We start from the raw sequence: 22,942 nt of genomic DNA, 5'->3' as shown, positions 1-22,942 counted from the left end.
GCGGACAGGCGCAGGGCTCGGCGGACTCCCCTAGAGGAACTGAATCTGGTCAGCGATAGCCCTCGGAGGCAGGACGTGCCAGTAGGCGCGCATGACGGCCGGCTCCTGCTCCAGGACCATGTCGATCGAGTCCTGGGTCGGGCCTCCGACGTGAAGCGCGATGTGTGCGGCGTACTGCGAGATCGTCGGCAGCACGCCGCCGCACGCGGCCACCAGCAACGGCGCGTAGACCGAGGCCCTCTCCTCCGGCGGGACGGTGTCGCCCAAGTCGCCGAACTTGTGCACGTGCTCGAACCGGTCGGCCGCCAGGTGCAGCCACGCCTGGTGCTGCAACGCCAGCGGGTCGCGGTCGATCAGGATCGCGATGGCAGCCCCGAGAGACGGCAGGCCGGCCTGGTCGTTGCGGGGGTCGAAGTTCTGAGTCATGAGAGGTATCACCTTCCGTTGGATGACCCGAATCGCTTGCGAGGCGGGCCGAGACGACGGTCGAGTTGCCGTCAACCTCTAAACGCGGCGAAACCCACCTCGACCTTCCGAGGGCAGCGCGAGACCACTGCGAGGACAGTCCGTGTGTCACGCGTGAGTCGCTTCGGCGCGTGATCTGGACACACGATGGAGTACGAGCAGGGTCTTACCGACTCATCATCGAACGGTCAGCGGCGGCGAAGGTCGCGGCCTGCCACAACACCTCGCCAGCGGAGCCTCGCGAGACGAGCAGCCGAGCGATGTCGAGCGCGTCCCTGCTTAGGCGAATGTGGAACGGGTAGAGCAACGCTTCGACTTCCGGCGTGAGCTCCTCGGTCAGGACGAAGCGTCGTGCGATCGCGAGCGGCCCGCCTGCTGCGGAGACCGCGCGGATGTTCTTCGTGGCGTCGGTGCCGGCCGGCAGTCGACGGTTGATGAGCGGCACTCCTTCCTGCCTGGCGACGGCGTTCCACAGTCGCAGCCGGACCACCTCCTTGGTGACAGACCCGTCCTCCACCATCTCGATCAAGTGCCGAAGGTCTTCACCGTCGTCGATAAGTTCCGCCGGGTCGACACCGCCCGTTTCCAGGTGGGCGTCCCGAGACTGATGACGGGCCTCCTGGATGACTCGAGCCTGGTAGGCGTTGTGTGGTCGGTGTCGCGGGTCGGGCCAGTTGTCTCGAATCTGAAGCGCGAGTTCGTTGCGCTCGCGCATGGTCGGTTCTCGACCCTACTCGCGGGCGAACGCCTCCACCTGTTCATCCAGCATCCGAAGCGCCTTGACACCTTCGGGCCAGCGCGCGCCACCTTGCTCGGAGATCGCAGCAGACATGGCACGCCTGACGGCGCTAGCGATCAGTCCCTCGGTAAGTCCTTCGGCACGGTTGTTGGACACCGAGGTGAGGGCAGACAGGACCGCGTCCTGCGCGATGTCGTCTCGGATCGACTCGTCGGACATGCGAAAGCGAGCAGTCTTGCTCGCCACCAACTGCTCGGCGAACCGCAGCGCAGCTTCTGGGTCCATAGGAGTGTGGGCAGGGACCTGCTCCGCACTGGAGAGCGCGAGGGCGTCTTCTGCCCGATCCCGCGCGGTGAACTCACCCCCTGTTGGTACGCCTGCTGCCACACGTGGGTGAAATGTAGTGTTCCGCGCTCGCGCGGCGTTTGAAGGGTCCATGAAATGCATGTGTGCGGCACTTTCGGCTGACACGCCCGCAAAGTCGAAAAACTTGCCTCAAGCACGGAAAACACTGATCCGAGCGAACCGAGCCAAGTTCTGACCCCGGCCGGCGTGATCTCCGGTGCAATGCTCGGGAGCCCACCGTCCCACATGCGCTTGGCAGGCTCCTTGGGTACGGCGACTTCCTTACGAGACGCCCGCGCGTTCAAGACATCTCAGATGTCACCTCTCCGTGCGGCATTCCTGTTTGCAGCCGTCTGAAGTTCATCCAGGGGTTGCCATCGACCGGCAAAAGTCAGTCCCCTACTGCCCTAAGTTTGTCCGCATTTCCTGGTACGACCCCGTCTCAAGCACCTCGCCCGTCGTGTCGTCCACGAACTCCACCAAGACGTCGACCTCATCTACTGGCACGCCATCGAACTGCTGGTATAAGGCACCCTGCACATAGAACCCGAGGACAAGAAGGCCCTCCAGCGGCGCAAACCGAGCGCCATCCACAGACACCTCGAACGAAGTCATCTCTTCGTTGAAGTCGACACCCGTGACCGAGTTCGAGTCATCGGCAACCATCTCGTCAATGGCTTCCTGAGCAGAAGACCGCATCTGCGTCAGCATCTCGTCGCGCTGCGCCTTCGTCAACGTGTAGACGACCTCGTCTCCCGCGACGGCCGCCGAGATCCCGTTATCCGCCGCGCCGGAGATGATTTCCTCGTCGGTCAGCGAGCGCGCCGGATCCAGCAGTGAACGGGCGAGCGTCACGTCGACAGTGAAGATTTGCTCCTCGACCTCAATGGCGCCCGGCGTCGACGAGGCGCCCGGCTCCGGGCTTTCACTCTCGACGCCAGAGCACCCACCAAGAACGGCGACCATGCAGAAGACGACCGAAACGACAGCGGTACGAACGGATACCCGCATGAGAACTCCTCCGACACTTTGTGGCAGACCTTGCCATTGAGTTGAGCATAGGACAGCAGTACGACACCCCATGCCCGTGGGGACTGACGAACGGATAGGGTGACGTCCCTTTGAGTGGTGGAGTTTCTCAACACCGTGCGGGATCAGCTTTTGGTGATTATGCCGCGTTCAGTTCCGGGATTGCCACCTCCTGTTCTGTCGCGTTGAGGAGTTTCATGGAGTGTTCGCTGAAGTAGCGGCGGTCGGCGCCGTCCCATTCGTCGTGTTGCTCGATCAACACGTGCCCGGCCAGGCGCAGTAGCGCGGCAGGGTTCGGGAAGGTGCCCACGACATCGGTGCGGCGTTTGATCTCTTTGTTGACCCGCTCCAGCGGATTGGTGGACCAGATCTGCCGCCAGTGCGCGGTCGGGAACCCGGTGAAGGCGAGCAGGTCCTCGCGCGCGGTCTCGAGCATGTCGGCGATCTTGGGGTGGGAGCGGGTGAGCATGCGCGTGACTTCGTCGAACTGGGTGTTCACGTGCTCGGCGTCGGGTTGGGCGAAGATCGTGCGGATAATCGAGGCAACCATGGGGCCTGCAGTCTTGGGCACGTTCGCCAACACGTTGCGCATGAAGTGGACCCGGCATCGCTGCCAGGACGAGCCGTGGAACACGGTCTCGATCGCGGCGATCGAGAACCAGGCCCTCATCGACCACGTCACCGCCCTCGCCGCCACGCGCGGCGCATCCCCCGCACAGGTCGCGCTGGCGTGGCTTCTCGCCCAACGCCCGTACGTCGTCCCGATCCCGGGGACCCGTCGGCGGGAGCGGATCGACGAGAACGCCGCAGCCACCACCGTCGGGCTGTCCGCAGACGACATCGCCGACCTGAACAGCCTGGTCGACCGGCTCGGGGTGGCCGGGAACCGGTACGACGACGCCGGCATGGGAATGGTCGGCCGGTAGCCGGCGACCGCAAACATCACCTACTGCCTGGAGGCCAGAAGAATGCAACTCACGCTCAACAACGACATCCGGATGCCCGCGCTCGGGTTCGGGGTGTTCCAGACCCCGCCCGACGAGACAGTCGCGGCTGTCCAAGCCGCACTGGAGACCGGATACCGGCTCATCGACACCGCCGCCGCGTACGGCAACGAACGCGAGGTCGGCGAAGGGATCCGCCGCTCGGGCCTCACACGGGACGAAGTGTTCATCGAGACGAAGGTATGGATCAGCGACTACGGATACGACAAGACCCTCCACGCGTTCGACAAGAGCGCCGGCAAGCTCGGCGTCGAGCGGATCGACCTGCTTCTGCTGCACCAGGCGCTGCCGTCCCGGTTCGACCTCACCCGCGGTGCGTACAACGCCCTCGAGACCCTTCTCGCAGACGGCCGGGTGCGGGCGATCGGGGTCAGTAACCTCATGCCCGACCACCTCGCCGCGCTCCTCGACCAGACCAGCATCGTGCCCGCCGTCAACCAGGTCGAGGTGCACCCGTACTTCGCGCAGCGCGCGGTGCAGGACGCGGATGCCGCCGCCGGCGTGCTCACCCAGGCCTGGTCCCCGATCGGCGGTATCACCGCCTACCGGGACGGCGGCGCGAACGCCCTCCAGGACCCGACCATCACGACGATCGGGGCGGCCCGTGGCAGGACCCCCGCGCAGGTGATGCTCCGCTGGCACCTGCAGCAGGGCCGCTCCGCGATCCCGAAGTCGGTGCGCCCGGACCGGATCCGCGAGAACTTCGACGTCTTCGACTTCGAACTCACCGCCGACGAACTCGCCGCGATCGACGCACTGGACACCGGTATCCGCCGCGGCCCCGAACCCGCGGACATCACGCTCGAGACCTTCGGCCGCGAGATCCCCGAAGCCTGACGAACGGAGACGACCATGACCGCATGGACTCCCACCGAGCTCGCCGAGCTCGACCGCGCCTCCGAGGTGCGGGTCGCCGGGCGACGCGCTGACGGCTCATCGAGCACCCTCACGATCGTGTGGCACGTCGTCGTCGACGGGAACCTGTACCTGCGATCCGTGAAAGGACCCGAGGGGCAGTGGTACCGGGGCGTCGCCCACCACTTCGAAGGCTTCCTCCACGATGCCGGCACCAGCCGCCCGGTGGTCTTCACCCTCGACCACACCCACGACACCGAGATCGACGACGCCTACTTCGCCAAGTACGGCCGAGGCGCGCCCTCCCGCTCGATCACCAGCGCGCTCGCACGGCAGACCACGCTGCGCGTCGACCCCCGATGACCCCCCGGAAGGACCATCCTCGAGCGAGCAACACCTTGGCACCCGAAGCGTATTCGACGAAGCCATCAACGCATAGGTGAGAGATGCGCCCACTGGAGACGAGACTGCTCGCCGAGCTCAGTGAATCTGACCCCGCTTTCCCCGAGACTCTTCACCGCGCAGCCGAGATCCTTGCGGGTGGCTACTTCGGCGATCGGGAGGCAGAGTCGGCAGCTAGGGAGGACAGGCGGCGAGCGGCTGCCGCGCAACGGTTGCCCCCTTCGTAGCCATGCGCCTGGACGTCCCACCGTTGGATCATCAGTTCGGGCGTGACCGGCCGGACTGCCGGAACGAGACGAAGCGCCTGCCGTTGCTGGCCACCGCGCCGATGTCGTGGTCCGCCCTCGGCTACCGGTTAGGTCGCGTCGAGGCCGACGTGTCTACGCACGAAGCTGCGCACCTCAGCATTCACGGCTTGCTCCTCGGGCGCGTTCATGAATCCGACATGCGGGCGTGCGTCGATGACGTGCAGGTCGGCGATGACTCCGGCTTCCCGCAGCGCGCGGTGCATGCGGACAGTGTTCGAGAGGAAGAGATCGCGGGTTCCCGAGATGAGCAAGGTGGGAGGGAAGCCGGTGACGTCGCCGAACAGCGGCGACAGGTACGCGTCCTCCAGGTCGTGCCCGTTCGCATAGAGGATGTTCACGTCGCGCAGGCTCTGCAGTCCGACGCTGACGTCTGCCAAGGTCGTGAACGTGTCGCCAGATTCGGTCAAATCGACTTCCGGGGTGAGTAGCACCAAGGCAGCGGGCATCGGGAGGCCCGCCGCCTTGATGCGGAGCATCAACGCGGCCGCGAGGTTGCCGCCCGCGGAGCCCCCGCCGACCACGATCTGCGATGGTTCTCTTGAGCCCAGAAGGGCACGGTACACAGCGACGAGGTCGTCGAGACCCGCAGGATACGGGTGCTCCGGCGGCATCCGGTAATCGACCGCCCAGTGCACGATTCCGGTGCCCATTGCGCCGAGCTCGCCGATCACGCGCGTCAGGTCGCCGGCACCATAGAGCAGCGCCCCGCCGTGGATGTCGAGGTAGACCGCGTGCTGGTCAAAAGCATTGTGAGGGGTGATTACATACGTCGGGACTCCGCCGGGATGCTGGAGCTCAGAGCTCAGCGGAAGCTCCATGTTCGGCAGGACTGAGCCGAGGAACCCGTTCACACCTCGCACGTGCTCCTCCCAGCCCGCTCGGTCATGGAGTGCCGGGAAGGGCGCACGAATGATCGGTTGCTCGATCGCCGCCCGAGCTGTGTCACTGAGGTGGGCAGGCCCCGGGGGTGGGGTAACGGTCTCGCCTGTCATCGGATCTCCTTTGATCGGCGATCGCCGCCACCAAGGACGGTAGTACACACGTCGCCGTGTTCGCGCAGTCGAGCTTCGGTCTATGAGACCTTCGAGTCGAATGCAGCGCGGCTCGCCATGGCCTCTATTCCGAGCGCGCGCACGAGGTAGGTCATGCGCGCGCGCACGTCGATCGTGTCGTCGTACATCCACTGGATCTGCAGACCGTCCCAGCTCGCGTACACGAGAGCGGCCACCGCGGCCGGGTCGATGTCGGCATCCATTCGGCCGGTCTGCTGGAGCGCGAGGATCGCGTCTTCGACGACCTTCCGGATGCTGGCGTAGCGCTCTCGGATGAAGTCATGGGCGAGGTGATCGGGCTCGGTCGCCTCGCCCGTCACGCGCAGGGAGAGCTGGGCCATGCCGGGCGAAGCGACCTGTTCATCGACGGCCTGCAGCAGCCGATCGACCAGGGTCTCAGCGAAGTCCGGATCCGTGATGTCGACCTCGTCGTTCGCCAACTCGTCCCGCCGACGCAGGATCTCGGCGAACAGCGCGTCCTTGGAGCCGAAGTAGCGCAGCAGTCCGTTCTGGCTCAGGCCGACCGCGTCGGCGAGCCGCTTCACGGTCGCGCCGCTGTAACCCTCGCGGACGATTACCTCGAGCGCGGCGTCAAGGATTTCGGCGCGCTTGGCGATCCCCTTCGCGTACGGACCTCTCTCACCACGTGCGGCACCCATAAACATGCATAGTATGCGCATTTGGACTTGCGCGCACGAAAAGTGCATGCCATGCTTCTTTCACCCGACATGCTCCAGGTGTGACACAGCCGTTTCCTGAGCGTCGGACATCACAGACGATGGGAATCGCATGAGCGGCACCAAGACATTCGAGCCGAAGCCGAAGGACGTGTTCGTCGAGTCGACGGAACCCGGCACTTCGCCGATCTGGGTGAAGGGGCCGTCGTCGCGGCGTTACCTCACCTGGTACACGATCCTCACGATCGCGATCACCGCCGTGTGGGGCGCCGTGCTCGGCATCCTGCTTCCCAATCAGGTGCAGCTCATCGAGTTCGGCGGATGGTTCACCGGCGCGGACGCAGGGATCGATCTGCAGCAGCTCACCCTCCTGCAGCAATCGATCGATGCCGGCACCGCCAGCGCCACGGCCGAGCAGGCGCGCCAGCTCGAGCTGCTCAGCGGGTTCAACGCCGCCCGCGCCCAGTCGCTCGCGATCATCACGTCGATCGGCGTCGTGCTGACCATGCTGATCCAGCCGATCGTCGGCGTGTTCGCCGACCGCACCCGCACGCGGTGGGGCCGCCGCGCACCCTGGATCCTGTTCGGCACCCTCGCCGGAGCGCTGCTGCTCTCGCTAATGCGGTTCGCGCCGACCATCGCGCTGCTGGCGATCGTGTTCATGCTCACGCAGGCCGTGCTCAACTCGGCCGTCGGACCGCTCATGACGACCGTCGCCGACCGGATGCCGGAGAACCGGCGCGGCACTGCCTCGGCTCTCGGCGGCTTCGGCAACTTCTTCGGCGGCCTCCTGGGCGGTCTCGCCGCCGGTGCCCTGTTCGCGACGATCGGCTTGGACTTCTACTTCATCCTCGCGGCGTTCGTCGCCTTCGCCGGGGTGATGTTCGTTCTGATCGCACGCGACCGCTCATCCAAAGACCTCGTGGTCGCGAAGTTCAACTGGAAGGCGTTCTTCGTCGGCTTCACGATCGCGCTGCGCAACCGCAACTACCGGTGGGTGTGGGTAGCCCGCATCCTGCTGACCTTCGGCTACACCGTGTCGACCGCTCTCAGCCTCTACATGCTGCAGAGCTACGTGCGCCCGGCACTCAGCCAGATCGAGGCGACCCAGCTCGCGCCGCTCCTGCTGCTGACCGGCGTGCCCGTCACGATCATCGCCGTCTTCATCGCGGGCAAGCTGTCCGACAAGCTCGGCAAGCGCCGCATCTTCGTGATCGTCGCGTCTCTGCTGATGGCCGCCTCCATGATCATTCCGATCGTGTGGCCCACCGTCCCCGGCCTGTTCCTGCAGGCGATCGTCGGCGGCATCGCGTTCGGCATCTACCTGCCGGTCGATCAGGCGCTCTTCATCGACGTGCTCCCCGACAAGAGGGCCGCCGGCCGCGACCTCGGCGTCGCCGGCCTCGGCTCGAACCTCGGGCAGGCGCTCGGTCCGATCCTCGCCGGCGCCGTCGTCGCGGTGACCGGTGGTTACGTCGGCATCTGGATCACGGCCGGCGTGCTCGTGTTCCTCGGCGCCGTCGCGATCTTCCCCCTCAAGGGCGTCAAGTAGACCATGCCGTCCGTCCTGCCCAACCCGCTGATACCGGGTTTCAACCCCGACCCGTCGTGCGTGCGAGTCGACGACGCGTACTACCTCGTCACCTCCTCCTTCGAGTACCTGCCCGGGCTGCCGATCTACCGCAGCGAGGACTTCTCGACGTGGCAGCACATCGGCAACGTCCTCGACCGCGTTGCGCAGAGCGGAATCGCCGACAGCGTTTCGGGGATGGGAGCGTGGGCGCCGACGATCCGTTACCGCGACGGGACGTTCTACGTGATCGTGGCGATGGGAATGAGTGCTCGCGGCTGCGTCGTGTTCGCGGCGGACGACCCGGCCGGACCCTGGAGCGACGGCGTCGACATCCCCGCCGTGGACGGCATCGACCCCGACCTGGCCTGGGACGAAGACGGCAACGCCTACGTCACCTACTCGGCGTACCGGATGCGAGGCGACCAGCCCGGGCGGCACGACGGCATCGAGCAGGTCCGTGTCGACCTCGCCACCGGTCAGGCTCTGGAAGAACCGCGGTCGCTGTGGTCCGGGACCGGACTGCAGTTCCCCGAGGCACCGCATCTCTACCGCCGCGGCGAATACTGGTACCTGCTCATCGCCGAGGGAGGCACGGAGCGCGGCCACGCGGCCAGCATCGCGCGCGGCCCGTCCATCGAGGGGCCATTCACCTCCGGACCGGCCAACCCCATCCTGCGGGCCACCGGCACCTCACGACCCGTGCAGAACACCGGCCACGCCGACCTCATCGAAGGACCCGACGGCACCGATCTGATCGTCGCGCTCGGCGTGCGACCGCTCGGGACCGGCCTCAGCTTCTCCCCCCTGGGACGGGAGACCTTCGCAACCACGGTGGAATGGGTGGACGGCTGGCCCCTCGTCGCGCCGGTCGACCTGGCCGGCCGCGCCGAAGACTTCACCGAGGCGTTCGCTCTGGGCGACCCCACCGACCTCGCCGACCCCGGATGGCTCGCGGTAGGACGACTGCCCGCGGATGTCGCCGCCATCGAGGACGGCACGCTCGTCCTGACCGGCATAGGCGCCGGCCTGGACGCTGCACGCCCGATCTTCATCGGCCGCCGCCAACGACACATCGACAGCGAAACGGCGATCCTCGTCCGACCGTGCGACGGTGCCGGAGGGCTCGGTCTGCGCTACGACGAACGCTTCCACCTGACCGCCACCGCACGTCGCGGAGCAGAAGGCCACCTCGTGGTGACCGCGACGGCAGCGCTTCCCGGCATCCGCCAATCGACGTCGCACACGGTCGTGGGCGACGACGTCGAGCTGCGCCTCACCACCCGGCGACCCCACCGCCTCATGCCCAACGACGGCGCAGGCGGCGACCTGATCACGCTCGAGGCGACCGGCGCCGACGGCGCCACGATCGTGCTCGCGGAGTGGGACGGACGATTCTGGTCGGCAGAGACCGCTGCGTCGTTCACCGGGCGCGTCGTCGGCCCTTTCGCCGAGTCGGGGAGCGTGCGCTTCCTCGACTTCGCCTATCGCGGAAACGACGCCGTCGCACCCGCCCCATCGACCCGCCCGATCAGAGAGACCACGCACCGATGAACACCCAGACCACGACCGACCAGATATCCCTCGTCCATGCGGAATGGGCTGCCGACCCGGCGGACCAGTACTTCGGGGGGCCGTTCGTCGACATCGACGAGTGGCGCGACGCCCCGGTGCGACACCGCTACGTGCACGGCGGCTTCGCCGACACCGAGACGCTGTTCTCCCTGTACTTCCCGGTCGCGGAGGCCTACGCGGGGCGGTTCTTCCAGCACGTCACTCCCGTGCCGCAGAGCGAGAACCTCGCCCCGCTCGTCACCGGCCAGCACAACAAGATCGCATTCGCGGTGGGCAGCGGCGGGTACTTCGTCGAGACCAACGGTGGGGGACCGAACGCGGCGAATCCGTTCGCGGGGCTGGACCCGAGCATCGGCGCGTATCGGGCCAACGCGGCTGCTGCACGCTTCTCGCGTGTCGTCGCCTCGACGATCTATGGCGAGCACCGCGCGTTCGGCTACCTGTACGGTGGCAGCGGCGGCGCGTACCGCACGATCGGCGCGTCGGAGAACACCGACGGCATCTGGGACGGGTTCGTCCCGTACGTCCCGGGCAGCCCGATGTCGATCCCGAACGTGTTCAGCGTGCGAATGCATGCGCAGCGGATCCTGCGCGACCGCTTCGAAGAGATCGTCGACGCGTACGATGCCGGCGGGGATCCGGCATCCCTCGATCTCAGCCCCGAGGAAGCAGCGGCTCTCGAAGAAGTCACGCGGATGGGGTTCCCCCCGCGCTCGTGGTTCGGGTGGAAGACGATGGGGATGCACGCGTTCAGCGTCCTGTACCCGGGCGTCATGGCGGCGGACCCGACGTTCGCTGAGGACTTCTGGAGCGTCGAGGGCTACCTCGGCGCGGATCCCGACGCGTCGGTGCACCGCGACCGCGTCCAGCTCGACACGGCGATCGCCGCACTCGTCGCAGGCTCCGGCGGGGCCGGCGAAGACCTCGTCGTGGGAGGTGTAGACGAGTCCTATCTGCACACCGCGTCCGCGGGACCAGTTGCCACCGCGCTCCGGCTCGCCGACGTACCGTCGGGATGGATGCTGGGCGCTCAGCTCATCGTCCGGACCGGTGCTGCGGCCGGGGTTGTGCTGCAGCTGTCGGGGGTCGAGGGGGCCACCGTCTCGATCGAGCCGGGTCAGGAAGCCCTGGTCACTGCGATCGCCCCCGGCGACGAGGTCACCCTCGACAACTCGGGCTTCCTGGCCGCGCAGACCTACCACCGGCACCAGGTGCCCGGCGGGGAGTATGCCGTCTGGGACCAATTCCGTGAAGCCGATGGAACTCCGCGGTATCCGCAGCGCCCGATGCTGCTCGGCCCGATGTTCACGCAGGGCGCGGCCGGCACGGTCCCGACCGGGCAGATCACCGGAAAGATGATCGTGGTCTCGTGTCTCCTCGATCGCGAGGCGTTCCCCTGGCAGGCGGACTGGTATCGCGCGAGCGTCGAGGAGCACCTCGGGGATTCCGCCGACGAGCGGTTCCGACTGTGGTTCATCGACAACGCGCTCCACGGCGATGACGACCCGCAGGAGTCCCCCGACCGCACGGTCACGTACCTCGGTGCGCTCGAGGCCGCCCTCCGTCAACTGGCCGCCTGGGTCGAAGACGGCATCGAACCCTCCCCCACGACCGCATACTCGGTCGAAGACGGACAGATCGTCGTGCCCGACAGCGCGCATGATCGCGGGGGCGTTCAGCCGGTCGTGCGTGTCACCGTCGACGGCGCGGCGGCCACCACGGTGGGCATCGGCCAGGCGGTGACCGTGCGCGTCGATGCTGAGGCGCCGGGCAATGGGGTCATCATCGAGGCGATGGCTGACTTCGCCGGCACCGGCTCGCTGGGTGAATCGCTGGACATCGCACCCGCCGGCCGGATCGTGCTCGAGCACGCGCAGGCATTCGACACACCTGGAACCTACTTCGTCACCGCGCAGGTCACGGCGCAGGTCGACGGTGATGTGGCGGTCGAACTCGCGCGAGTGCAGAACCTCGCACGGGCGCGCGTGATTGTCACAGCGTGAGGTGAATCCGGATCGCCCGTCCGCCGTGCGGAGGCCCATTCATGCTGGGTGCCGGAGTCGAAGCAGCAGTCACCACCTCGGCACGGGCGCCCAGCGGGCTGATGGGCTCCTTAGTTCGGTGCTGCGCGCGTCCGTTCGGGCTAAAGGCCGACGCCGTATGATTCCTTCCAGCGATCAGGTCGGGTCGGTGTTCATCTCCCACTGCTTCGGCGAGCGCCACAGTGCGCTCGTGGTCAGGGAACGGATCATCTCCATCTCCTTCGGCAAGCGGTTGTAGAGCTTCATGAAGAGCTCTTCGACGTCTAGGAGCTCGGAAGTCCAGTCGCGGCGGTTGATCGCCATGCAGGCGAAGAAGTCCTCCTCAGAGAAGTCGATGCCGTCCCACGTGAGGTCCTCGTAGCGCGGGACCCAGCCGATCGGACTCTCAATCGCGAGCGCGCGGCCGCGCGAGCGGGCCACAATCCATTCCAGGACGCGCATGTTGTCGCCGAACCCGGGCCAGAGGAAGTTGCCCTCCTCGTCGCGCCGAAACCAGTTGACCTGGAAGATGCGGGGAGCGTTGCGCACGTTCCGACCTAATCCGAGCCAATGGTTGATGTAATCGCCCATGTGGTATCCCGAGAACGGGAGCATCGCGAACGGATCGCGGCGCACCACGCCCTGCTCACCGAACGCGGCGGCCGTGGTCTCCGAGCCCATCGTCGCGGCCATGTAGACGCCGAATGCCCAGTTGAAGCTCTGAGCGACGAGGGGGATGGTGCCAGCGCGACGGCCGCCGAACACGAATGCCCGGATCGGCACTCCCTGCGGGTCGTCCCACGACTCATCCAGCGCCGGATTCAACCGCGCCGGCGAGGTGAACCGCGAGTTCGGGTGGGCTGCCTTGATCCCCGACTCGGGCGTCCAGTCGTTTCCTTGCCAGTCGATCGCGTGCGCCGGCTTCGGGCCGTCCATCCCCTCCCACCACACATCGCCGTCGTCCGTCAGGGCGACATTCGTGAAGATCGTGTCGGAGCGGATCGACTCCATCCCGTTCGGATTCGTCGCATACGAAGTCCCCGGTGCGACGCCGAAGTACCCCGCCTCCGGGTTGATCGCCATCAGAGTGCCGTCCTCCCCGGGCTTGATCCACGCGATGTCGTCGCCGACCGTGGTGACCTTCCACCCCTGATCGGCGAAGTTCGCAGGTGGCACCAGCATCGCGAAGTTCGTCTTGCCGCACGCGCTCGGGAACGCGGCCGCGACATAAGTCTTCTCACCCTGTGGGTCCGTCACCCCGAGGATGAGCATGTGTTCGGCGAGCCAGCCATCGTCGCGTGCCATTGTGGAGGCGATGCGCAGCGCGAGGCACTTCTTCCCCAGTAGCGCGTTGCCACCGTAGCCGGAACCGTACGACCAGATCTCGCGCGTCTCGGGGAAGTGCACGATGTACTTCTCGGTCGGGTTGCAGGGCCAGGCGACATCCGGCTCGCCGTCGCTCAGCGGCGCTCCGACGCTGTGCATGCAGGGCACGAACTCGCCGTCTTCGCCGAGCTGCTCCGCTGCTGCACGACCCATGCGCGTCATGATCTTCATACTGACGACGGCGTACGGTGAATCGGTGATCTGCACGCCCAGCTGAGCGATGGGAGAGCCGAGCGGACCCATGCTGAAGGGGATCACGTACATCGTCCGGCCGGCCATTGATCCGGCGAAGAGGCCACGAAGAATCCGCATCATCACCCTCGGGTCCATCCAGTTGTTGGTCGGACCGGCATCCTCTTCGCTGCGCGCGCAGATAAATGTGCGCTCCTCCACTCGTGCGACATCGCTCGCGTCGCTACGCGCAAGGTAGCTGCGCGGCCGCTTCTCGGAATTCAGCCTGATGAATGTGCCCTCCTCGACGAGCTGCTCGCACAGAGCGTCGTACTCGGCATCCGACCCGTCGCACCACTGGACGTTCGTCGGTGTGCACAGCTCAGCCATCTCTTCCACCCAGGCCACAAGTCCACGATGGCGGATCCACTCCGGTGCGCTCATGGTTTGACTCTCTCTTGGTTTCGTCGGCGACGGCGCCTCATAGACATGCTCATACTTATCGAGGCGGCAGGGAAGGCAAGTCCTGCAGCAGAGTCATTGAGCGCGGCGGACTTCCCAGATGCACGTGGTCAGGTGCGATGTCATCGGGGCTGATGGTCGGCGTGATCAGCCCCACGGCAGCGCGTCCCCACCGCACGGCACGAACGAGAGCCGCTTCTATCGCGTCCTGGTCGTCTTCACCGCGCCAGAGCGCGATCATGCCGGCCAGCGCGGCATCACCTGCGCCGGTCGTGTTGACGACTCGTGCAGGCGAGGTGTGCGCCCAGATCTGTCGGGTAGGCGTGACGACGACGGCGCCATCACGTCCCAGACTGATCAGGACGGCACCGATTCCTTGGCTCACCAGTGCCGATCCTGAGTCAACAGCTTCACCCATCGTTCGAATGCGCTTGCCGACGATCTCTTCGAGCTCGTGGATGTTCGGAGAGATCAGATCGACTGACACACCCTGCCCGAGCCACTCGGCCACCACGGAGCCCGGTGAGTCCAGGCACAATCGAGCACCGACGGCGCGGGCGACCTCTGCCAGCACGAGGGGGTCTAGCCCTTCGCCGCTGCGGCTAGAGGGAACGCTCCCCCCCACGACGATCCAGTCCGCCCGGAGATGATCCGCGGCCGCCGCGACGGCGCGGCTGAGGTCATCCCAGTCGGTGCGGCTCAGGGAGTTCGCTGGCTGATTGATGTTCGTCGTGACACCGTCGGCTCCGATGACGACGGTGTTGACTCGGATGGAGTGTGAAACGGGGACGACTCGGAAGATCTGCTCGTCACTGGTGAGGTCGGTGGCGGCCTCGAAGCTGAGCGGCACGACGGCGCAGACAGCATTTCCGGACGCGTGCAAGTCGCGGGCGAGATTGACCCCGTTGCCGGCGATATGCGCTTCGACGTGTCGGGCGCGATTGACATGCCCCGCTTGCAGGCCGTCCAGAAGGTAAACGCGATCCACCGCCGGCGCGGGCGTGAGGGTGACGACCCGCGTCCTGTCCGGGTGCGCCTCAGCGAGTGGGCTCATGGTGGTGACCGCCAGTGACACCACTCACCTCGCAGTGATCAGGAGACTGGCCTTCACGCTCTCGGCGACGCGCTCGGCCGAGAGCCCATACTTCTCCAGCAGGAACTCGTTGGGCGCTGACTCCGACCAGCGGTCTTCGAGCCCGATCCGAGTCAGCCGCGTGCCGCCGCGCTCAGACAGAAGTTCGGCGACGAGACCGCCGAGGCCGCCGATGCGACTGTGGTCTTCGACAGTGACGACATTCTCCTGGTTGCCGATCAGGGAAAGCAGAGCCGCATCGTCGAGCGGCTTCAATGTGGCCAGATGTATGACCTGCGCTTCGATCCCTGCCTCGGCCAGGATGTTCGCTGCGTCCAGAGTGCGCGAAGTCTGCACACCGGTGGAGATGAGGGTGACATCAGACCCGTTCCGCACGGCCACGGGTTTTGCCACCTCGAACACGTGGTCCTCCGGGAAGACGGGAGTGACGGCGTCGCGTGCGAATCGGATGTAGACGGGACCGGGGTGCTCGGCTGCCCAGCGGATCACGCTGGCCGCCTCGTATTCGTCGGCAGGCGCGATCACGGTCATGTTGGGCATCGCGCGCATGATGGCGAAGTCTTCGATGTCCTGGTGCGTCTTGCCGCTGGACCCATTCAGCAGACCGCTGTAAGCAGCGGCGATACGTACGGGCGCTTTGGTTTGCGATACGAGCATGCGGATCTGATCGATCGCGCGGTGGGTGAGGAAGACTCCGAAGGTGGACAGCCATGGGCGGTACCCGAGGGTGCTCATCCCGAACGCCATGCCGACCATGTTCTGTTCGGCGATGCCCACTTCGATGAACGCATCCGGTTGCTTGTCCGCGACGATGTCGGCCCGCGTGGAGGTGGCGAGGTCGCCATCGAGGACCACCAAGGTCGGGTCGGTTGAGGCGATTTCGGCGAGGGTCTCGCCCCACACCACGCGCTGCGCCTTCATCGGTCGTTTCCTTCCAGGAGGAGCTCAGCGATGAGCTCAGAGTGGGCTAGTTCGAGTTCTTCGGTCGTCGCGATCCCGTTGTGCCACTTGTAGGTACCGCGTGTGAAAGAGATGCCGTGGCCCTTTGCGGTGTTGGCGATGATGACCGTCGGCGTGCCGGCCACCCCTCGGCGCTCGTTTGCGGTCGCATAGGCGGTGAGGATCTCCTCCCAGTCGTGGCCGTCGATGGAGAGGGTCTGCCAGCCGAACCCGCGGAAGACGGCTTCGAGGTCGACGTGGCCCATAGGCTCGCTCCGGTCGAAACGATCGCCTTCGCCCCGAGGCCAGCCGTACTGCTGCAGGCCGTTGAGATCGATGATGAGGGTCAGGTTGTCGAGGCGGAACCGAGGAGCAGAGATGACGGTCTCCCAGATCATGCCCTCTTCGATCTCGCCGTCACCCACCATCACCCACGTATGGAAGTCCTTCTCGAGTCGCTTCGCCGCCAGCGCCATTCCTGCACCTGCAGACAGCCCCTGCCCCAGCGAACCGGTGGAAGCGTCGACGCCGGGGGTGAGGAGCATGTCCGGGTGGCCCTGCAGACGCGAATCGCCATGGTCGAAGGTGGCCAGCTCCTCCTCAGGGAAATAGCCGCGCAACGCGAGAACGCTGTACAGACCGATCGCGCAGTGCCCCTTGGAGAGGATGAACCGGTCACGGTCCGGGTTGCTCGGGTTCGTGGGGTCGATGCGCAGCTGGCGGAAGTACAAAGCGGTGAGCAGATCGGCAGCCGACAGTGGCCCGCCGATATGCCCAGCCTTGCTGGTGGCGACGGTATTCACGATGTGCCAACGGGCACGTCGTGCCAGTGTGTCCAGCTCCACGTGGTCGTGGGAGCGGTGATCGACAGCGGTCATGATTCCCCTCGGATGAAGTAAAGAAGTAGAGCCAAACTACCACTCAACGAACGTGGTGTCTACTAGGTGATATTTTAACTCTTGCCCAATGGGCGTCCGATCGGTGAGAATTGTCTGGTGGACATAGAACGAGGCGCGGAGGGAATGGCGATCCTGGAGAAGTCCGGGGCCATCATCGCTGCCCTGGAAGACATCGGCGAAGCCACGGCGCAGGAGCTTGCGGACACCGTGAACGAGCCGGTGAGTTCCACGTACCGTCTACTGGCCTCGCTGTCCAGCATCGGGTGGGTGGATTCGAAGTTTCGCCGTGGGTACTTCCGCCTGGGGGTGCGTTTCGTGCGAATCGGCAGTCGTCTGGAGGATCGATTGAGCGTCCGCGACGCGTGCACGGCGGCGCTGGTGTCGTTACGTCGAGACACGGGCGCAACCGCGTTTCTCTGCTTCCGTCGCGGGGACGCCGCGGTCTGTGTGGAAAGGCTGGATGGCAGAGACGTGCGCTCCCTGGCGATGCGACTCGGGGATTCCCTTCCCCTCTACCGCGGCGCGGCGCCGCTCGCGATTCTCGCGTTTCTGCCGGAGGGGGAACGCGAGGCAGTCCTCGAGCGATTCGCCGTTCGCCGGCGCGACGGCGAAGACGTGCCCGGCGACAAAGTTCTTCGCGATGCCATCGACCTCATTCGGGCGCGCGGATATTCGATCTCTGACGAAGACGTCACCCCCGGGATCGGCGCGGTTGGCGCTCCGGTGTTCAATCATCGGGGCGAATTGGAAGGCGCCATCTCCGTCAGCGGTTTGCGGAATGCGATCATCCTGGGGCCGCCGGACGTCGCTACGCTGACCGTCGAAGCCGCTGCGGACGCGAGCCGGGCGCTGGGCTTTGGAGAAGGATTGGAAAATTCATGAGGCCCATCAAGGTGCTCGTCAACGCCGACGACGTGATCGAGGTGCTCAGCACCGAAGGTCCACTCACTCCCGGCGAGATCGCTGATCGTGTGCAGATGCCCCGACCGAGTGTCTACCGGCTGCTGGATGGGCTGAACGCGATCGGATTGACTGAGTCATTGCCCGACTCGACGGCGCGACTCAGCTTGCGCTGGTTGCACCTCGCCGACAACGCCCGCGCGTCGATGCGAGAGTGGAGCGGTGCGCACAGCGTCCTGCTGGATCTCGTCGAACGCACTGGTCAGACTGCATACCTTTCCGTGCTGCGAAACGACGAAGCCGTGTGCTTGGAATGGGAGCAAGGTCGCGGAATCGGGGTACTGGTGCTCAAGCCGGGCCGGAGCCTGCCACTCAACGCCGGCGCTGCGGGGCGAACCCTGCTGGCCTTCGGCGCCGACGTCGACACCTTCCTCGCCTCGTCCCCCAGAACCCGGTTCACCGCGAAGACGCTCACCAGCGGCGAAGAACTCCGTGCCGACGTCGACAAGACCCGTGGGCGCGGGTATGTCATCTCGGATGAAGATGTCACCGAGGGGATCGCCGCGCTCGGCGTGCCGGTGAAAGGTAGAGCGGGCACCATCGCGGGTGCCCTTTCCCTCGCCGGTCTGGCATCCGAGATCAGGACGAAGCAGGATGCATTGGTCGGCGAATTGCGGCGGGCGGCCGAGGCCCTGGAGACGACGGCCGCTCGCGTGTGACCCCAATCGCACTGCCACCCCGGTCAGTGACGCTGCTTGTCACCAGGAGACGGCGATGTACTGACTCTCCATGTACTCCAGCAGGCCTTCGGCGCCGCCTTCGCGGCCGATGCCGCTCTGCTTCATTCCGCCGAACGGTGCGGCGGGGTCGGAGACGAGGCCGCGGTTGATGCCCACCATGCCGGATTCGATCTTCTCGCTGACCCGGAGACCGCGGCCGAGGTCTCCGGTGAAGACGTAGGACACCAGTCCGAACGGCGTGCCGTTGGCGAGGTCGATGGCCTCCTGCTCTGTGGCGAAGGTGACGATCGGCGCGACCGGGCCGAAGATCTCGTGGTCAAGGATCGTGAAGTCGTGGCCGACGTCGGTGAGCACGGTAGCGGGGTAGAAGTAGCCTTCCCCGCTCGGCAGCTCTCCACCGGTGATGGCTGTGGCTCCCTGAGCGATCGCGGCGGTGACGAGCGCGTGGATGTCGGTGCGTGCAGCTTCGTTGATGAGGGGGCCGAGCTGGACATCGTCGTCGAGTCCGTTGCCGGCCTTCAGCGCACTCATCTTCGCGGCCAGAGCCTCGCTGAATCGTGCGGCGATGCCCTCCTGGACGTAGAAGCGGTTCGCAGCCGTGCAAGCCTCGCCGCCGTTGCGCATCTTGGCCAGCATGGCGCCGGCGACGGCGGCATCGAGATCGGCGTCGTCGAACACGACGAAGGGAGCGTTTCCGCCGAGTTCCATGGAGGTCTTGAGCACGTTGTCGGCGGCCAGGCGCATCAGCTCGACACCCACCTCTGTTGAGCCGGTGAACGAGAGCTTCCGTGTGCGCGGGTCGTGGATCATTGCGCTGACAACGGGCCCGGAGCGCCGACTGGGGACGACATTGATGACACCGGCGGGCACGCCGGCCCTCTCGAATATCTTCGCTAGCGCCAGCGCCGTGAGAGGAGTGTCGCTGGCGGGCTTGAGCACGACGGTGCAGCCGGCGGCGAGAGCGGGGCCGATCTTGCGTGTCGCCATCGCCGCGGGGAAGTTCCAGGGGGTGACCAGGATGGCGATGCCGACCGGGCGATGGGAGACGAGAATGCGGTTTGCGCCGGAGGGTGCGGTCTGCAGCGCGCCGGGGATACGGACCGCCTCCTCCGCGTACCACCGCAGGAATTCGGCGGCGTACGCGACCTCTCCGCGGGCGTCCGAGAACACTTTGCCATTCTCCGCGGTGATCAAGGTGGCCAGATCGTCCGCGGCTTCGGTCATGAGCTCGAATGCACGAGAGAGGACCACCGCGCGTTGGCGAGGCGGGGTTGCTGCCCAGCCGGCTGCCGCCGCGGCTGCAGCATCGACGGCAGCGACGGCATCGTTGACGCTCGCGCTGGCGACGTGCGTGAGCGTCCGCAGGTTGGCTGGATCGATGACGGCAAACGTTGCACCGTCGGAGGCTGCGCGGTACTCGCCTCCGATGAAGAGTCCAGTCGGCAGGTCGTGGAGGATGCGGCTGAGGGCGTCGGCAGAGGTGGTCACGGATCTTCTCTCTCAAATAGCGGATGCTGCGAACTCAGCGCCGGGACGTGCGACACCCGGCGCCATGCGATCACAGGTAGAGATGCTGCTTGGCGCGGTTCTGGTCGTACTCGACGCGCGCCTGTTGCGTGGATTCGAGCGTGGATACCTCAGGCACGGGAACGTCCCACCACGCGCCGGAGCCGCCGAAGCGTCCCTGCGCATCGACCTGGACGTAGACGACGCTGGTGCCCTCGTATGCTTTGGCCTCCTCCAGCGCACGGGTGAAGTCGGTCGCGTTGTCGGCGGTCCACACCTTCGCCCCATAGCTGGCCGCGTTCGCGGCGAAGTCGACCTCGAGACGGGCGCCGTCGTGCATAGATCCGTCGCCGCGCTCGTTGAAGCGGGTGCCGAATGCCTGTGAGCCGCGTGTTTCGGACAAGGCCGCGATCGAGCCGTAGCCGTAGTTGTCGACGATCACGAACGTGATCTTCAAGTGCTCCTGCACTGCGGTGAGGATCTCCTGGGAGAGCATCAGGTAGGTGCCGTCTCCGATGAGGCCGAAGACGTGCCGGGTGCGGTCGGCGAGTCCGTTGCCGATGGCGCCGGGAATCTCGTATCCCATGCAGGAGTTGCCGTACTCGATGTCGTACCCCTTGGTCGAGCCTGGTCGCCACAGCCGGTGCAGGTCGCCGGGCATGGACCCGGCGGCGTTCACGACGACATCGCGTTCACCAGCGGCAGCGTTGAGGATGCCGAGCATCTGTGCCTGCGACAGCGTTGCACCGTCGTCGAGCTCGACGATCCGGTCGATCTCGGCGCGCCACGCAGAGGCGTTCGAGACTGCCGCCTGACGGATCTCGTCTGACACACTCCACCCGGCCAAAGCCTCGAGCAGGTCGGTCAGAGTCTCGCGCGCGTCACCGACGAGGGGGGTGGCGGACTCTTTGAGCGCGTCGATTTCAGCGACGTTAATATTGACGAACTTCACGTCGGGGTTGCCGAACAGCGTGTTCGAGGCGGTGGTGAAGTCCGTGTAGCGGGTGCCGATGCCGATGACGACGTCGGCCTCGCCGGCGATCTCGTTGGCGTACTTGGAGCCGCTGGCGCCGAGGGCGCCGAGGGCCAGGTCGTGCTGGTGGGGGAAGGACGCTTTGCCTGCTTGCGTCACGCCGACACCGATGCCGGTCTCTTCCGCGAACGCCACGAGCTGCTCGGTGGCCTCTGAATAGATGACGCCCCCGCCGGCGATGATCACCGGGTTCTTCGCCGCCTTGATGATCGCGGCGGCGCGGGCGATCGCAGCGCGGTCGGCGCGATTTCGGGCGATGTGCCAGACCCGGTCGGCGAACAGAGCCTCCGGGAAATCGAATGCTTCTGCTTGCACATCCTGAGGAAGCGCAATGGTGACCGCGCCCGTGTCGGCAGGGCTCGTCAGCACACGCATGCCTTCCAGGAGTGCAGAGGCCAGCTGTTCGGGCCGGTTGACGCGATCGAAATAGCGCGAAACGGCGCGGAAGGAATCATTTGCGGTGATGTCCATCGAGTACGGCATCTCCTGCTGTTGCAACACGGCGCCGGTGGCGCGCGTGGCGAACACGTCAGCTGGCAGCAGCAGCACAGGCAGGTGGTTGACAGTCGCCGTGGCCGCTCCGGTGACCATGTTGGTGGCGCCGGGCCCGATGGAGGTGGAGACGACGAGGGCGCCGAGCCGGTTGCGCATCTTGGCGTAGCCGATGCCGATGTGCACCATGCCCTGCTCGTTGCGGCCCTGGTAGTAGGGGAACTCGTTCTCGTACTGCAGCATGGCCTGGCCGATGCCGGCCACGTTGCCGTGACCGAAGATCCCGAACCCGCCGCCGAAGAACTTCTCGGTGACGCCGTCACGCTCGACGTACTGCGCCTGCAGGAACTTGATCACCGCCTGGCCGACGGTGAGGCGGGTGGTGGGGGGAGACGTGGTCTGCGACATTGCATCAGTCCTGTTCGATGGAGGAGGTCGACTCGGGGTAGCGGGGGATGAAGGGGACTCGGACGTCGGTGCCGAGGGTGGGCCAGGCGTTCTGCAGCGGCGCGAGGGCCGGATCCTGGAACGCCTGCAACGTGCGCTCGGGTGCCGGACCGGCGAGAACGTTCAGGTAGTAGAGGTCATGTCCGTGCGCGGCCACCGTGGTGTGGTACGCCCAAGGCAACGTGCAGATGTCACCGTCATAGACCGGCTCTGCCAGTTCGAAGCCCCGTTCCGGCGAGTACGCGCGCTGGATGGCCCACCCATTCTCGGAATCTCGCAGCCTGTAGTAGTACGTCTCTTCCAGTTCGGCTTCACCGTCGTGGTCGTGCTCATGCTTGTGCGGGGGGAAGCTGGACCAGTTGCCACCCGGCGTCCACACCTCCACGACGAGCAGCCGGTCCGCGGGGAAGCCGGGTGGGATCGGCGTCGCGACCTGGCGGGTCGCGTTTCCGCCTCCGCGGGCCTCCACGGGAAGGTCATCCGGGGTCACCAGCCGGAGGTCGTGTTTGGTGGTGGCAGGGGCGGATGCGATCGCGACCTCCACGCCCGCGGCAGAGGTGAGGACGATCTCGGTGTCCCGACCCACGTAGAGAGTGTGTCCGAGACCCTCGAAGACGTTGGCTCGGCCGCCGAAGACGATGTCCTGGCCGTTCACGGTCGCTGTGACCGTGCCCGAGAGGGGCACGAGCGCGTGCTCTTGCTCGTCGGCGCTGATGGTGATCGATTCACCCGGCGCGAGCGTCTTGACGGTGAAGCTGATGTACGTCCAGCCTGCGATATCGGGAGTGATGGTGTCCCAGTCGCCGGCGCGGAAGATGCGTGGCTGAGCCAT

20 protein-coding genes and 2 pseudogenes are annotated in these 22,942 nt (G+C 66.1%); 8 read left to right on the top strand and 14 right to left on the bottom strand.

Annotated elements, in window-relative coordinates:
• Positions 1–30 precede the first annotated feature (30 nt).
• From EV140_RS00190 to EV140_RS00170, 5 genes and pseudogenes are all read right to left on the bottom strand, one after another.
• Entirely contained in the window at positions 31–426 is a 396-nt protein-coding gene (locus tag EV140_RS00190; protein ID WP_130279890.1) for a hypothetical protein, read from the bottom strand.
• 205 nt (positions 427–631) lie between these two features.
• Positions 632–1,180 carry a hypothetical protein gene (locus tag EV140_RS00185; protein ID WP_198674301.1) on the bottom strand — a complete coding sequence of 183 codons (549 nt, stop codon included), beginning with the start codon at positions 1,178–1,180 and terminating at the stop codon, positions 632–634.
• A 15-nt stretch (positions 1,181–1,195) separates the two neighbouring features.
• Positions 1,196–1,423, bottom strand: coding sequence for a hypothetical protein (locus EV140_RS00180; protein ID WP_130279886.1), 228 nt, complete (start codon positions 1,421–1,423; stop codon positions 1,196–1,198).
• A gap of 525 nt (positions 1,424–1,948) precedes the next feature.
• The gene (locus EV140_RS00175) at positions 1,949–2,560 is read right to left on the bottom strand and encodes a hypothetical protein (RefSeq protein WP_130279884.1); all 612 of its coding nucleotides are present in this window, start codon (positions 2,558–2,560) and stop codon (positions 1,949–1,951) included.
• A gap of 157 nt (positions 2,561–2,717) precedes the next feature.
• A pseudogene (locus tag EV140_RS00170) lies at positions 2,718–3,227 on the bottom strand (transposase); the annotation flags it as partial.
• A gap of 7 nt (positions 3,228–3,234) precedes the next feature.
• Between EV140_RS00170 and EV140_RS00165 the strand changes: the two are divergent.
• The 3 genes and pseudogenes from EV140_RS00165 to EV140_RS00155 form a co-directional block, all read left to right on the top strand.
• Positions 3,235–3,504, top strand: a pseudogene (locus tag EV140_RS00165) (aldo/keto reductase); the annotation flags it as partial.
• Positions 3,505–3,546: 42 nt separating this feature from the next.
• Positions 3,547–4,419: an aldo/keto reductase gene (locus EV140_RS00160; protein WP_130279880.1), complete on the top strand. Its 873-nt coding sequence runs from the start codon at positions 3,547–3,549 to the stop codon at positions 4,417–4,419.
• Positions 4,420–4,434: 15 nt separating this feature from the next.
• Positions 4,435–4,800 (top strand): DUF2255 family protein, encoded by a 366-nt coding sequence (locus tag EV140_RS00155; RefSeq protein ID WP_130279878.1) that lies wholly within the window; start codon positions 4,435–4,437, stop codon positions 4,798–4,800.
• 394 nt (positions 4,801–5,194) lie between these two features.
• Here the strand turns inward: EV140_RS00155 and EV140_RS00150 are convergent, their stop codons facing one another.
• Complete coding sequence (locus tag EV140_RS00150; RefSeq protein ID WP_130279876.1) at positions 5,195–6,139, bottom strand: alpha/beta hydrolase; 945 nt, start codon at positions 6,137–6,139, stop codon at positions 5,195–5,197.
• Positions 6,140–6,219: 80 nt separating this feature from the next.
• On the bottom strand, positions 6,220–6,858 hold the full coding sequence (locus tag EV140_RS00145) for a TetR/AcrR family transcriptional regulator (RefSeq protein WP_130279874.1): 639 nt from the start codon (positions 6,856–6,858) through the stop codon (positions 6,220–6,222).
• A 130-nt stretch (positions 6,859–6,988) separates the two neighbouring features.
• Here EV140_RS00145 and EV140_RS00140 point away from each other — a divergent pair, with 130 nt between their 5' ends.
• The 3 genes from EV140_RS00140 to EV140_RS00130 are packed head-to-tail and all read left to right on the top strand — an operon-like array spanning position 6,989 to position 12,024.
• On the top strand, positions 6,989–8,428 hold the full coding sequence (locus EV140_RS00140) for an MFS transporter (protein WP_130279872.1): 1,440 nt from the start codon (positions 6,989–6,991) through the stop codon (positions 8,426–8,428).
• Between the two features lie 3 nt (positions 8,429–8,431).
• Positions 8,432–10,000: a glycoside hydrolase family 43 protein gene (locus EV140_RS00135; protein WP_130279870.1), complete on the top strand. Its 1,569-nt coding sequence runs from the start codon at positions 8,432–8,434 to the stop codon at positions 9,998–10,000.
• Positions 9,997–12,024: a hypothetical protein gene (locus EV140_RS00130; protein ID WP_130279868.1), complete on the top strand. Its 2,028-nt coding sequence runs from the start codon at positions 9,997–9,999 to the stop codon at positions 12,022–12,024. The genes EV140_RS00135 and EV140_RS00130 overlap by 4 nt, the downstream gene beginning before the upstream one ends.
• Before the next feature lie 174 nt (positions 12,025–12,198).
• Here the strand turns inward: EV140_RS00130 and EV140_RS00125 are convergent, their stop codons facing one another.
• Genes EV140_RS00125 through EV140_RS00110 form a run of 4 tightly spaced genes read right to left on the bottom strand, consistent with a single transcriptional unit; the run spans position 12,199 to position 16,971 of the window.
• A complete protein-coding gene (locus EV140_RS00125) occupies positions 12,199–14,043 on the bottom strand; it encodes a phosphoenolpyruvate carboxykinase (GTP) (protein ID WP_130279866.1) in 1,845 nt (614 codons plus the stop codon).
• A gap of 55 nt (positions 14,044–14,098) precedes the next feature.
• Positions 14,099–15,115 (bottom strand): 1-phosphofructokinase family hexose kinase, encoded by a 1,017-nt coding sequence (locus EV140_RS00120; RefSeq protein ID WP_130279864.1) that lies wholly within the window; start codon positions 15,113–15,115, stop codon positions 14,099–14,101.
• Positions 15,116–15,139: 24 nt separating this feature from the next.
• Positions 15,140–16,075 (bottom strand): transketolase family protein, encoded by a 936-nt coding sequence (locus EV140_RS00115; protein WP_130279862.1) that lies wholly within the window; start codon positions 16,073–16,075, stop codon positions 15,140–15,142.
• A complete protein-coding gene (locus tag EV140_RS00110) occupies positions 16,072–16,971 on the bottom strand; it encodes a transketolase (protein WP_130279860.1) in 900 nt (299 codons plus the stop codon). The genes EV140_RS00115 and EV140_RS00110 overlap by 4 nt, the downstream gene beginning before the upstream one ends.
• A gap of 144 nt (positions 16,972–17,115) precedes the next feature.
• Here EV140_RS00110 and EV140_RS00105 point away from each other — a divergent pair, with 144 nt between their 5' ends.
• A complete protein-coding gene (locus EV140_RS00105; protein WP_130279858.1) occupies positions 17,116–17,874 on the top strand; it encodes an IclR family transcriptional regulator in 759 nt (252 codons plus the stop codon).
• Complete coding sequence (locus EV140_RS00100; protein WP_130279856.1) at positions 17,871–18,611, top strand: IclR family transcriptional regulator; 741 nt, start codon at positions 17,871–17,873, stop codon at positions 18,609–18,611. The genes EV140_RS00105 and EV140_RS00100 overlap by 4 nt, the downstream gene beginning before the upstream one ends.
• Before the next feature lie 39 nt (positions 18,612–18,650).
• Here EV140_RS00100 and EV140_RS00095 read toward each other — a convergent pair whose 3' ends face one another.
• The 3 genes from EV140_RS00095 to iolB form a co-directional block, all read right to left on the bottom strand.
• Entirely contained in the window at positions 18,651–20,120 is a 1,470-nt protein-coding gene (locus EV140_RS00095; protein WP_198674299.1) for an NAD-dependent succinate-semialdehyde dehydrogenase, read from the bottom strand.
• 70 nt (positions 20,121–20,190) lie between these two features.
• A complete protein-coding gene (gene iolD / locus EV140_RS00090; protein WP_130279854.1) occupies positions 20,191–22,071 on the bottom strand; it encodes a 3D-(3,5/4)-trihydroxycyclohexane-1,2-dione acylhydrolase (decyclizing) in 1,881 nt (626 codons plus the stop codon).
• 4 nt (positions 22,072–22,075) lie between these two features.
• A complete protein-coding gene (gene iolB / locus EV140_RS00085) occupies positions 22,076–22,942 on the bottom strand; it encodes a 5-deoxy-glucuronate isomerase (RefSeq protein ID WP_130279852.1) in 867 nt (288 codons plus the stop codon).

This window comes from Microcella alkaliphila (assembly GCF_004216855.1).
Classification (GTDB): domain Bacteria; phylum Actinomycetota; class Actinomycetes; order Actinomycetales; family Microbacteriaceae; genus Microcella; species Microcella alkaliphila.
Note: the sequence above shows the minus strand (reverse complement) of the source record. Positions and strands in the feature narration are given on the sequence as shown.

Bases quoted from the DNA above. Each gene is read 5' to 3' on its own strand.
- EV140_RS00155 (WP_130279878.1), top strand. From the start codon at position 4,435: ATGACCGCATGGACTCCCACCGAGCTCGCCGAGCTCGACCGCGCCTCC.
- EV140_RS00100 (WP_130279856.1), top strand. From the start codon at position 17,871: ATGAGGCCCATCAAGGTGCTCGTCAACGCCGACGACGTGATCGAGGTG.
- EV140_RS00150 (WP_130279876.1), bottom strand. From the start codon at position 6,139: ATGACAGGCGAGACCGTTACCCCACCCCCGGGGCCTGCCCACCTCAGT.
- EV140_RS00125 (WP_130279866.1), bottom strand. From the start codon at position 14,043: ATGAGCGCACCGGAGTGGATCCGCCATCGTGGACTTGTGGCCTGGGTG.
- EV140_RS00185 (WP_198674301.1), bottom strand. From the start codon at position 1,180: ATGCGCGAGCGCAACGAACTCGCGCTTCAGATTCGAGACAACTGGCCC.
- EV140_RS00175 (WP_130279884.1), bottom strand. From the start codon at position 2,560: ATGCGGGTATCCGTTCGTACCGCTGTCGTTTCGGTCGTCTTCTGCATG.
- iolD (WP_130279854.1), bottom strand. From the start codon at position 22,071: ATGTCGCAGACCACGTCTCCCCCCACCACCCGCCTCACCGTCGGCCAG.
- EV140_RS00160 (WP_130279880.1), top strand. From the start codon at position 3,547: ATGCAACTCACGCTCAACAACGACATCCGGATGCCCGCGCTCGGGTTC.
- EV140_RS00120 (WP_130279864.1), bottom strand. From the start codon at position 15,115: ATGAGCCCACTCGCTGAGGCGCACCCGGACAGGACGCGGGTCGTCACC.
- EV140_RS00190 (WP_130279890.1), bottom strand. From the start codon at position 426: ATGACTCAGAACTTCGACCCCCGCAACGACCAGGCCGGCCTGCCGTCT.
- EV140_RS00180 (WP_130279886.1), bottom strand. From the start codon at position 1,423: ATGTCCGACGAGTCGATCCGAGACGACATCGCGCAGGACGCGGTCCTG.
- EV140_RS00105 (WP_130279858.1), top strand. From the start codon at position 17,116: ATGGCGATCCTGGAGAAGTCCGGGGCCATCATCGCTGCCCTGGAAGAC.
- EV140_RS00145 (WP_130279874.1), bottom strand. From the start codon at position 6,858: ATGGGTGCCGCACGTGGTGAGAGAGGTCCGTACGCGAAGGGGATCGCC.
- EV140_RS00135 (WP_130279870.1), top strand. From the start codon at position 8,432: ATGCCGTCCGTCCTGCCCAACCCGCTGATACCGGGTTTCAACCCCGAC.
- EV140_RS00115 (WP_130279862.1), bottom strand. From the start codon at position 16,075: ATGAAGGCGCAGCGCGTGGTGTGGGGCGAGACCCTCGCCGAAATCGCC.
- EV140_RS00130 (WP_130279868.1), top strand. From the start codon at position 9,997: ATGAACACCCAGACCACGACCGACCAGATATCCCTCGTCCATGCGGAA.
- EV140_RS00110 (WP_130279860.1), bottom strand. From the start codon at position 16,971: ATGACCGCTGTCGATCACCGCTCCCACGACCACGTGGAGCTGGACACA.
- EV140_RS00140 (WP_130279872.1), top strand. From the start codon at position 6,989: ATGAGCGGCACCAAGACATTCGAGCCGAAGCCGAAGGACGTGTTCGTC.
- iolB (WP_130279852.1), bottom strand. From the start codon at position 22,942: ATGGCTCAGCCACGCATCTTCCGCGCCGGCGACTGGGACACCATCACT.